Origin of the sequence: Ewingella sp. CoE-038-23 (assembly GCF_040419245.1) — a bacterium.
Taxonomy (GTDB): domain Bacteria; phylum Pseudomonadota; class Gammaproteobacteria; order Enterobacterales; family Enterobacteriaceae; genus Ewingella; species Ewingella allii.
Map to the genome: position 1 here is coordinate 2,937,000 of NZ_JAZHOH010000001.1, position 11,675 is coordinate 2,948,674.

The window sequence follows — 11,675 nt, forward strand, 5'->3', positions numbered from 1 at the left end:
AAAAGCAGACAAATAGGATTATTGGTAGTAACACGATAAAAACTGGGCTGCTAAAATATGCCGCCTGAATTCAAAGGTTCAGTTGCCACCTTGTGTCGGGTATGTGATAAAGCACAGTCCTGTAACGCTTTTTTGTTTTCTTTATCTCAACGGACGTTCGATATCATGCCCAGCCACGACTGCCAACCAGCCTCTGCGCCGTCAGATTCTGCCCCTCTTCCCGGTGTTGCTCAGCAACACGCCACGCGGATCATTTTCTTCTTGTCTGGTTTTGCGATGGCGGCGTGGGCGCCATTGGTGCCTTTTGCCAAATTACGCTTAGATATCAGCGACGGGACGCTGGGTTTGCTGCTGCTGTGCATTGGTGCAGGTTCAACATTTTCCATGCCGTTGACCGGCTTTCTCACCGGTCGTTTAGGCTGTAAAAATGTTATTTTGCTTGCTGCAACAATGCTTTGCCTAGACCTGCCTTTCCTTACTCTGGCCGACGGCGTGGGCACAATGGCATTAGCGCTGCTGGTGTTTGGTGCCGCGATTGGCATGGTGGATGTGGCGATGAACGTGCACGCCGTGGTGGTAGAAAAAGCCAGCGGCCGCGCAATGATGTCGGGTTTTCACGGATTTTTCAGCCTGGGTAGTATTTTTGGCGCGCTGGCGGTGACACTTCTTCTGTACTTCGGACTGACGCCTTTTCAATCAATTTTACTTGTGGTCGCGCTGATGATTGTGGCGCTTATTCCCACCACGCCGCACTTCTGGCAGCACACCCGCAATAGCAGTGACGAACCGATGTTCGTCTTGCCGCGCGGCTGGGTGATTTTCCTTGGTCTGCTGTGCTTTGTGATGTTCATGACCGAAGGCGCCATGCTCGACTGGAGCGCGCTGTTCCTCGCCACTGAGCGCGGCGTCAGTAATCATCAGGCAGGAATTGGCTATGCTGTTTTCTCTGTCGCCATGACGGTGGGCCGCCTGACGGGAGATCGCATTATCAGCATCTTGGGACGGTTCAAGGTCCTGCTGCTGGGCAGCCTGTGCGCCAGCCTCGGCGTTATCCTGCTGGTCAACGTGGAAAGCTTGTGGGCTGCGGGAATTGGATTCATTATGACGGGGTTTGGCGCCTCTAATTTAGTGCCTATAATGTTCAGCGCAGCGGGCAATCAAACCTCCATGCCAGCGAATTTGGCGATTGCTTCTGTGACAACGCTTGGCTATGCCGGTATTCTTGCTGGCCCAGCCTTAATTGGTTTTATTGCTCAACTCAGCAGCTTATCGGTTGCACTAAGTTGCGTAGCCGTCTCGCTGCTGCTGGTTACAGCCAGCGCGCGCGCCGTGACTCGATAATCAAGGAAAAGCGTCACCCCTATGCCAAGTAAATATTTGTCGCTGACGTCGACTAACATTACGCGTTTTTTCTGGTTGTTCATCCTACTGCTGGCCATGGGCCTGGGGATGTATGGTTATAATTACACCAACGCCTATTTGCGAGATAAAGAGAGAACGCTGCAAACTACGGCAGAATTGATGCAAAAACGCATCGATCACTACCGTTATATGACTTACCAGATTTACGACGACTTTACCGGCACGGCCCTGACACCTGAAGCCACCGCCGGGCAGGAAGTGCGTCTGCGTCAGGACATGTACTTCATCAATAAGCCGCATAAAAAAACTGATGCGCTGATTTTTGGTACTCATGACAGCTCAACCCTCGACCTGACTCTCAAGATCTCCTCTTACCTTGACGATCAGTGGGGAGCCAAGAGCCAGCCCTATTCTATGTACTATCTGAATGGCCAGGATAACAGCATGATCCTGATCACCACTCAACAGCTACAGCAGCAGGATTCGCGCCTTAAAGAGAATTACTTCACTAATACTCTGCAAGCGCGCCGCGCCGAGATGCTCCAGCAGGCCAACACGCTGGATGAGCGCGAGAGTTACTCCAATCTGCGCCATTCGCGTCTGGCGAATGAGGCTTTCTTCTCACTGCGCACCACCTTTAACAACCCCGGCCATTTGGCGACGGTGATTGCTTTTGATCTGCCGATGACGGATCTCATCCCGCTGTCGATGGCGCGCGATAACTTCCAAATAACCAATAGCAGCGACGCCGTCAATGAAGGGGATCCGGAGCAAAGCACCGACACCAGCGGCAGTATTGCGCTGCAGGGTTGGTCGGTGAACTTCGCCGCGCCGCTGAGCAACTCGCCGCTGATCCTGACCTATCACGTGCCGGTGGTTAGCATCATCGTGGATTTGACCCGCAACAACTTCTGGCTGGTGTTGATCAATCTGCTGCTGCTGGCGCTGGCGATGACCGGCATCTACTTTATTCGCCACCAGTACATTCGCCCGAGCGAGAATATGGCGGCTCAGTTGCACACCCAGCAGGCACTCAATCAGGAAATTATCTCCAGCTTGCCGATTGGCTTACTGGTTTATAATTTCAGCAATCACAGCGTGGTGGTGAGCAATAAAATTGCCGACCAGCTGCTGCCGCACCTCAGCCTGAACAAAATTGCCAATATGGCCGAGCAGCACCACGGGGTGATCCAAGCCACTGTGAACAACGAAGTTTATGAAATTCGCATGCTGCGCAGCCAAATCTCGCCAGAGACTTATCTGTTCTTGCTGCATGACCAAGATAAAGAAGTGATGGTAAACAAGACGCTGCAACAGGCGCGCCGCGAGTTCGATAAGAACCTGCAGGCTCGCAAATTGATGCTGCATAACTTGGGTATTGAGCTGAATCAGCCGCTGAATGAGTTGAATGACTTAGTGCAGTCGCTGAGTGAAAGTCAGGACGACCGCGAGCGCCAAACCCTGCACGGCCGCCTGTTGAATGAGTCACGCAACGCGCTAACGCTGGTGGATAACATCACCCTGCTCACCCGCCTTGAGACACAGGACTGGCAGCCGTCGCATCAATCTTATGGCCTTTCGGCGCTGGTCGATGAACTTTTGCTGCAGGCGCTGCCTAAGGTTAATCAAAAGGGATTGATGATCCTCAATCACTACCATCCTGAACCTGATTTAAATTTACTGGGTGATGGTCAGGCCTTGAAGAAGGTGCTGTCGCTGCTGATTGATTACGCCATCGTCACCACCTCGGTGGGCAAAATCACCTTAACCACCGAGCATGATACTGAGCATCCGGGGCAGCTGATTTTCCACATCACTGATACCGGCAGCGGCATCTCTAAGGAAGAGTTGAGTAACCTGAATTATCCGTTCCTGAGTCAAACCATGGTCGATCGCTTTAACCACGGCTCGGGGCTGACCTTCTTCCTGTGCAATCAGTTGTGCAAGAAGCTGGGCGGCCAGTTGGAAATTCGCAGCAAGATTGATATCGGCACGCGCTACACCGTGCGTATCAAGCAGACGCTGGAAGAACAAGAAGATCAGGCAGCAGACGAAAAGCTGCTGGATGACGTGACGTTGCTGCTGGATATCACGTCTGAGGAAGTTCGCGGGATTGTGACGCGCGCGATGAATGCTTACGGTGCAGTGTGTATCGTGGCGGACGAGCGTCAGGTGACGCGCGAGTATGACGTTTTGCTGACAGATAACCCGCAAAACAGTGACAAATATACCCTGCTGCTGACCAGCGATGAAGCCGGTTTCCAGCAGTTGGAGAAGCATTATATCCGCGTCAATTACAACATCAGCAGTGCGCTGATCGACGCAACCCTACTGTTAATCGAACAGCAGTTTGCTGAATCTGATGACAGTATTTCATCCGAAGAACCCGGTGAAGACTCTCTCGAGTTTTATGAAAAACAGCTAAAATCAAGCGATTACTACCAGCTGTTTGTCGAGACAGTACCGGAAGACCTAGATAAACTGTACAATGAAAATGAACGTCGTGATTTTACATCGCTTTCCCAAACCGCGCATCGCCTTAAAGGGGTATTCGCCATGCTGAACTTAACCCCAGGCAAACACCTATGTGAAACGTTAGAACAACATATCGTCGCTGGCGACGTACTGATGATCACTGATAACATTAATCACATTGATTCTTTTGTCTCCAGACTGCTGCAGCAAGGTAGCTAATCACATGAATAATATGAACGTAATTATCGCTGATGACCATCCTATTGTCCTGTTTGGTATTCGTAAGTCACTTGAACAAATTGAATGGGTAAATGTGGTAGGTGAGTTCGAGGATTCTACTGCGCTTATCAATAGCCTGAGCAAATTGGATGCTCATGTTCTGATCACCGACCTGTCTATGCCAGGCGATAAGTACGGTGATGGCATTACGCTTATCAAATACATTAAGCGCCACTACCCACAATTGTCGATTATCGTCCTGACCATGAACAACAACCCGGCTATTCTTAGCTCGGTGTTGGATCTGGACATCGAGGGTATCGTACTAAAACAAGGCGCGCCGACCGACCTGCCAAAAGCACTGGCTGCTTTGCAGAAAGGGAAGAAATTCACGCCGGACAGCGTCGCCAAGTTGCTGGAAAAAATCAGCGCCAATGGCTACGGTGACAAGCGTCTTTCGCCGAAAGAGAGCGAAGTTCTGCGCCTGTTCGCAGAAGGTTTCCTGGTCACTGAGATTGCGAAGAAGCTTAACCGCAGTATCAAAACCATCAGTAGCCAGAAGAAATCCGCCATGCTGAAACTGGGCGTAGAGAACGATATCGCCCTGCTGAACTATCTCTCATCGGTGAGTTCTCAGCCGGTTGATAAAGAGTAAGTTCAATCAGTAATTGCAAGCTTCACGTATGAAAAAGGCACCCTTGAGGTGCCTTTTTTAATGCCTATTTTACCACTTTCGTGGTGCCCACGCGGGTAGCTAGACCTTAGTGTCACGCTGTCGGCGTACCGATTTGCTGTAGTAAGCCAGCGTATCGCGCAGGGTTTCCAGCGTAACAGGCTTCGACAGGCAGTTATCCATCCCAGCCTCCAGACAGCGCTGGCGCTGCTCGGCCAAGGCGTTGGCCGTCACGCCAATCACCGGCAAGGTGTAACCCAGCTCGCGCAGCTTCTGCGTCAGGCCATAACCGTCCAGCTTCGGCATGTTAACGTCGCTAAGCACGATATCAATTTGGTGGACGTTCATCGCATCCAGCGCATCCAGACCGTCATTGGCGGTGACCACCTGATAACCCATAGAACTGAGCTGATCGGCCAGCAAACGGCGGTTGATTGGATGGTCATCGACCACCAGCAGGTTGATATCGCTGTTGTCTTGGGTAGTCAGTGCGCCCAGAGCTGGCAGGTTCAATCCGCCCTCTTCCGACTCATCTTCCAACTGATAAATCCGGTTGAGCAACGCCGTCACTTCCAGCGGCGTCGAGGTGCTGTGCACCCAGTAGCCCGGGCGCGTTTCCAGCGGCAGTCCAATATGGTCGATGCTAAATTCAATCTGCGCGGCCAGCTCGCCGTTGTACATCAACAGGGTATCGGTGATGAGCACGTCTTCAGCCTGAAGAATGCAGTCAGGCTGCCAGCGCTGGACATTTGCTCCTTGATGGCGCAACAGCTGGGTCAGGTAGCTTTCGAGATGCGCGTTACGGATTTCCAGCCACAGGTTTTTACCCTGCCACGCATCAAGCGGCTTTTCACATGGGAAAGTGGCGTTATACAGCGGAATTCGCACGGTGAACTGGCTACCCAGCCCTGGCGCAGAGTCTACCGAGATATCGCCATCCATCAGGTTAATCAGCTTCTCACAGATAGCCAGCCCCAGCCCGGTACCCTGGAAGTGACGCTGCACGCCGCTGCCCACCTGGAAGAACGGGTCAAACAGACGGGTGATTTCGCGCTCAGGAATACCACAGCCGGTGTCGCGAACCTGGAACTCCATATAGTTACCACAGGTGCGCGCATGCAGCACGATACAGCCCGTATCGGTGAATTTAATCGCATTATTAAGGATGTTCGACAGCACCTGCTGCAAGCGCACTGGGTCGCCCAAGAACGACATCGGCACGTTGTGCTCGATAAAGCAGTACAGCCCAAGATGCTTCTTCACCACCAACGGCAAATAGTTACCGGCAATATGGGTGATCACTTCGCGGCAAGAGAACTCCTGCGGTTCAATTTTCAGCTGTTCGGACTCAATCTTTGAGAAATCGAGGATATCGCTAATAATTTTCAGCAGCAGCGCCGATGAGTTATTCATCGCGGTGACCAGACGATCAACGCCCTGCGGCAGGCCCTGAGTTTGCAGCAAATCGAGATTACCTATGATGCCGTAGAGCGGCGTACGTAACTCGTGGCTGACGGTCGCCAAGAACATGGATTTAGACTGGCTGGCCTGCTCGGCGGCGTTAGCCATCTCCTGCAATGACTCTTCCATTCTGACGCGCGCACTGACGTCGATCAGCACGCAAATTGCCACGTCTTCATTGCGATAGCGCGAATGCACAAAGCTCAGCTGAATGTTGTTATTGTCTTTGGTGATGACATCGACAAAGTTGACCTGCTGGTCACAGATAATCCGCGTGATGCGCTGGCGGTCTTCCGCCGTCAGCATGTTGATGTAGTTATGCGCCAGCTCGTTACTCAGGATATTCACGCCATCGCTGATACGCAGAATGGAAATCCCCACCGGCGCAGACGCCACTATCTTGTGGTTAAACTGCTCGTGCTCTTCAAGGCGGAAGGCGTTCTGCTCAGCGGGCAGGAAGATTTTCCGCTCGAAAACCCATGCCAGAATAAACAGCAGCAAGGCAGAGAAAATATTCAGCAGAACGGCGTTAAAGATAAGAATTTTAAAGCGTTCAATGACCGTGTTAAACGGCAATGAATAGACCACGCTGAGGCTCGACGGCGATAAGGACTTCTTATAAACCAAATCGTTATAGCCATTCATGTAGCCGAAATAGGTCGCCTCTGACGGGAATCCGCCCAGGATCGAAGGATTACGCCCGCTCTCAGAGAAACTGAGCAAAGGTTCGTTATCGGCATTGAGGATCGTCACCCCCGTGTGCAGCGATGATGGCGTCACCATATCTTCCTGGCGCAGCGTCTGCTGGATGCCCATCAGCGCTTCCAGCTTGTTTCCGACATAAATTGGCGTCAAAACATAGAGATAGCCTAAATCTTTATTTGGGCCGGGTGAAACCCAGTACAGGCTGTTCTCTTTATCCTGATTCTTACCATTGCGGTACTTGAGGATTTTCTCATGCAGCGATTTCAGAACGTTGCTGTTGTCGCGTTCAATGGGTTGGCTGTTGAGGCCGAAATCGACCATACACAGGCTTTCGCCACCGATGAAGAACACCCGGTTGAGATCGTAAGCATCGGAAAAATTGTCTTTCCAATAATGGATCATGTTACCGAGTGAATTGAGCGAATTGCGGTAGCTATCGTTAAGCTGGCTGCAATCAGATTCTGAATAGAGTGGATGATAAGTCGGCTGGATATTCTTACTGCTAATGACACCGTTGATGATGTCGAGGCCGTTCATCGAATCACTAAGGCGCTTTTCGGCCATGTATTTAACATCCCGCATAATATCTGCGGAATTCTTAATGTAACTCTGCGCCTGATCGTAATTGAGATTGTCCTCATCACGGATTTCCGACTCTTTGTTGTGGAAAATATTCAGGACATAGAATGTCGTCAGCAACGCGCCCAGCGACCACAGCATAAACGCCAATACCCTGAACAGGTAACGGGAGATGCGCAGCGTTGTTCTAAAAGAGGTTAAATATTTCAAAGGACTACCATCGACATTGCGGAGTCACCACAGGGCGGAAAACGACAGTTAGAATACACTATTGTCGCAGAGACTAAAAAGGGCACAACCTAAATAGGATGTGCCCTTATGTGCGTTTCAAAGCGACTGAAACTTACTCTTTTTCAGCGTCTTCGTCGTCAGCGTCAACATCATCTTCGACAGCTTCGTCGTCCGATTCTGTTTCATCTGGCAACTCAGCTTCCTGAGCAGCTTCCAGCTCACCTTCAACCGTTGCTACGCCATCCAACTCTTCGTCTTCAACTGGCTCGGCAACGCGTTGCAGACCAACCACGTTCTCATCTTCTGCGGTACGGATAAGCGTCACACCCTGGGTGTTACGGCCTACGGTACTCACTTCAGAAACGCGAGTACGCACCAGCGTGCCTGCATCGGTGATCATCATGATCTGGTCCGCTTCATCAACCTGAATCGCGCCAACAACTGGACCATTACGCTCGCTCACTTTGATGGAGATAACGCCCTGTGTTGCACGAGACTTAGTTGGGTACTGAGCAGACTCGGTACGCTTACCGAAACCATTCTGCGTTACGGTCAGGATACAACCGTCGCCGCGTGGAATGATCAGGGAAACAACGCTATCACCTTCGCCCAGACGAATACCGCGAACACCGGTCGCGGTACGGCCCATCTTACGCACGGCTTCTTCAGAGAAGCGCACCACTTTACCGGCCGCAGAGAACAGCATGACTTCATCTTTACCGTCAGTCAGGTCAACACCAATCAGCTCATCACCCTCGTTAAGGTTGATGGCGATGATGCCAGCGCTGCGTGGGCGGCTGAAATCAGTCAAAGCAGTTTTCTTCACGGTACCGCTGGCAGTTGCCATGAATACGTGACGCCCTTCTTCGTACTCGCGCACTGGAAGGATGGCGGTAATGCGCTCGTTCGGCTCAAGCGGCAACAAGTTGACGATTGGACGACCACGCGCACCACGGCTGGCTTCTGGCAATTGGTACACTTTCATCCAGTACAGACGACCACGGCTGGAGAACATCAGGATCGTGTCGTGTGTATTGGCGACCAGCAGGCGGTCGATGAAATCTTCTTCTTTAATACGTGCAGCAGACTTACCTTTACCACCGCGGCGTTGCGCTTCGTAGTCGGTCAGAGGCTGGTACTTCACATAGCCCTGATGCGACAGCGTCACTACAACGTCTTCCTGATTGATCAGGTCTTCGATGTTGATGTCGGAGGTATTAGCCGTGATTTCAGTACGACGCGGATCGTTGTACTGGTCACGAATCGCTTCCAGCTCTTCACGGATAACTTCCATCAGGCGATCTGGATTTTCCAGAATCAGGATCAGTTCCGCGATTTGCGTCAGCAAGTCTTTGTATTCATCCAGCAGTTTTTCGTGCTCAAGGCCGGTCAGTTTCTGCAAACGCAGATCCAGAATGGCTTGGGCTTGCTGCTCGGTCAGGAAGTATTTCCCGTCGTGAATACCAAATTCTGGCTCCAGCCACTCAGGGCGCGCTGCGTCGTCACCGGCACTTGCCAGCATCGCTGCGACGTTACCCAGATCCCATGAACGGGCAATCAATCCGGCTTTGGCTTCCGCAGGAGACTGGGCTGCGCGGATCAGTTCAATGATAGGATCGATGTTAGCCAGAGCGATGGCCAGTGCTTCGAGGATATGAGCACGGTCACGCGCTTTGCGCAGTTCGAAAATGGTACGGCGCGTCACCACTTCGCGGCGGTGGCGCACAAACGCGGACAGGATCTCTTTCAGGCCCAGAATCTTTGGCTGGCCCTGATGCAGAGCAACCATGTTGATACCGAAAGAAGTCTGCAGCTGCGTCAGAGAGTAGAGGTTGTTCAGAACCACTTCACCGACCGCATCGCGTTTGATTTCAATCACAATGCGCATGCCGTCTTTGTCAGACTCGTCGCGCAGTGCACTGATACCTTCAAGACGTTTTTCCTTCACCAGCTCGGCGATCTTTTCGATCAGACGGGCTTTGTTCACCTGATAAGGGATCTCGTGAACGATGATGGTTTCGCGACCGGTTTTGGCGTCAGCTTCCACTTCCGCGCGGGCACGAATTAGGATCTTGCCACGGCCGGTGCGATAGGCTTCTTCAATACCACGGCGACCATTGATGATGGCGGCGGTAGGGAAGTCAGGCCCTGGGATGTGTTCCATCAGCCCTTCAATGCTGATGTTTTCATCGTCGATATACGCCAGACAGCCGTTGATAACCTCGGTGAGGTTATGTGGCGGGATATTGGTCGCCATACCTACTGCGATACCTGACGCACCGTTAACCAACAGGTTAGGGATACGCGTCGGCATGACCGCAGGGATCTGCTCGGTACCATCGTAGTTCGGCACGAAGTCGACGGTTTCTTTTTCAAGGTCTGCCAACAGTTCGTGGGCAATTTTTGACATGCGAATTTCGGTATAACGCATGGCTGCAGCGGAGTCGCCGTCTACCGAACCAAAGTTACCCTGCCCGTCCACCAGCATATAGCGAAGTGAAAAAGGCTGAGCCATACGAACGATGGTGTCATAGACCGCGGTATCACCATGTGGGTGATATTTACCGATAACGTCACCGACCACACGGGCCGATTTCTTATAGGCTTTATTCCAGTCGTTACCCAGAACGTTCATTGCGAAAAGTACGCGGCGGTGCACCGGTTTCAAACCATCGCGCACATCTGGCAACGCACGCCCGACGATAACGGACATGGCGTAATCCAGGTAAGAGTTTTTCAACTCTTCTTCGATGTTTATCGGTGTGATTTCTCTGGCAAGGTCGCTCATGGAGCTGCTATCCCTCTACTGATTATTCATTGCCGGTGCCTGTATAGGCAAAGGTGTAAAACTATACCACAAAGCTGAGATCTGTGGAAAAGAACCTCCCTATTTCGCGCTATTTTAAATCCAAATTGTCGGCCTGATTCAAACCTTTGGCGCTGTTCCCTCTTCTTTGCACGGCAAACGCCAGCATTTCGCGCAAAGATTCGCCACACAGACAAAACTGAACCTCGGGGGAGGAATATGTATAATCCGCCCTATCAAGCTATAGGGAGTTCATCACGCTCATGAATACAGCATCGACTAATAACACGCAGAATATCGACCACGACGAAATCGCCAAGTTTGAAGCCGTGGCTTCGCGCTGGTGGGATTTGGAAGGCGAATTCAAGCCGCTGCATCGCATTAACCCACTGCGCCTTAACTATATCCTCGAACGCGCCGACGGCCTGTTTGAGAAAAACGTCCTCGACGTCGGCTGCGGCGGCGGCATCCTGAGTGAAAGCATGGCCGTCGCGGGTGCGCATGTAACGGGTCTGGATATGGGCGGTGAGCCTCTGCAGGTTGCTCGTTTGCACGCGTTAGAGAGCGGCGTCAATGTCAGTTATGTTCAGGAAACGGTAGAAGCCCACGCCGAAGCCAACCCACAAAAGTATGATGTGGTGACCTGCATGGAGATGCTCGAGCACGTCCCTGACCCGGCCTCGGTAGTGGCTGCCTGTGCCCGCCTGGTTAAACCAGGTGGCCACGTGTTTTTCTCCACCATTAACCGCAACAACAAAGCCTGGTTAATGGCTATTTTCGGCGCTGAATATGTTCTGAAAATGGTTCCAAAAGGCACGCACGACATTAAGAAATTCATCAAACCGTCCGAGCTGCTGGCGATGGTTGATCGCACTGATTTGGTCGAGCGCGGCATCATGGGCCTGCACTACAACCCGCTAACCGACCATTTCAAACTCGGCAAAAACGTTGATGTGAACTACATGATCCACACCCAAGCCCTGGCCGATGAGAAAAAATAAAGCACAGGTTTAGCCCTGTTGCTGGTATTAACGCGCAGAAAATGGTTTTTAAACCAGATTCTGCGCTTGTAACAAACAGTAAAATCTTAGTTTTTAGCAGTTTGGCGAGAAGTCTGTTAGCTACATCTTTTTTTAGAATAGTTAGCAACACTAATATAGCGTT

6 protein-coding genes are annotated in these 11,675 nt (G+C 51.7%); 4 read left to right on the forward strand and 2 right to left on the reverse strand.

Features of this window, described 5'->3' with window-relative positions:
• Window positions 1-165 precede the first annotated feature (165 nt).
• Genes V2154_RS13860 through rcsB form a run of 3 tightly spaced genes read left to right on the forward strand, consistent with a single transcriptional unit; the run spans window position 166 to window position 4,711 of the window.
• Window positions 166-1,341 (forward strand): MFS transporter, encoded by a 1,176-nt coding sequence (locus V2154_RS13860; protein WP_353502747.1) that lies wholly within the window; start codon window positions 166-168, stop codon window positions 1,339-1,341.
• Window positions 1,342-1,362: 21 nt separating this feature from the next.
• On the forward strand, window positions 1,363-4,056 hold the full coding sequence (gene rcsD, locus V2154_RS13865; protein ID WP_353502748.1) for a phosphotransferase RcsD: 2,694 nt from the start codon (window positions 1,363-1,365) through the stop codon (window positions 4,054-4,056).
• A 4-nt stretch (window positions 4,057-4,060) separates the two neighbouring features.
• Complete coding sequence (gene rcsB / locus V2154_RS13870; protein ID WP_034791695.1) at window positions 4,061-4,711, forward strand: response regulator transcription factor RcsB; 651 nt, start codon at window positions 4,061-4,063, stop codon at window positions 4,709-4,711.
• 99 nt (window positions 4,712-4,810) lie between these two features.
• Here rcsB and rcsC read toward each other — a convergent pair whose 3' ends face one another.
• A complete protein-coding gene (rcsC, locus tag V2154_RS13875) occupies window positions 4,811-7,684 on the reverse strand; it encodes a two-component system sensor histidine kinase RcsC (RefSeq protein WP_353502749.1) in 2,874 nt (957 codons plus the stop codon).
• A 133-nt stretch (window positions 7,685-7,817) separates the two neighbouring features.
• Window positions 7,818-10,493: a DNA topoisomerase (ATP-hydrolyzing) subunit A gene (gene gyrA / locus V2154_RS13880; protein WP_353502750.1), complete on the reverse strand. Its 2,676-nt coding sequence runs from the start codon at window positions 10,491-10,493 to the stop codon at window positions 7,818-7,820.
• Between the two features lie 281 nt (window positions 10,494-10,774).
• Here gyrA and ubiG point away from each other — a divergent pair, with 281 nt between their 5' ends.
• Entirely contained in the window at window positions 10,775-11,512 is a 738-nt protein-coding gene (gene ubiG, locus V2154_RS13885; protein ID WP_353502751.1) for a bifunctional 2-polyprenyl-6-hydroxyphenol methylase/3-demethylubiquinol 3-O-methyltransferase UbiG, read from the forward strand.
• Window positions 11,513-11,675: the final 163 nt, after the last annotated feature.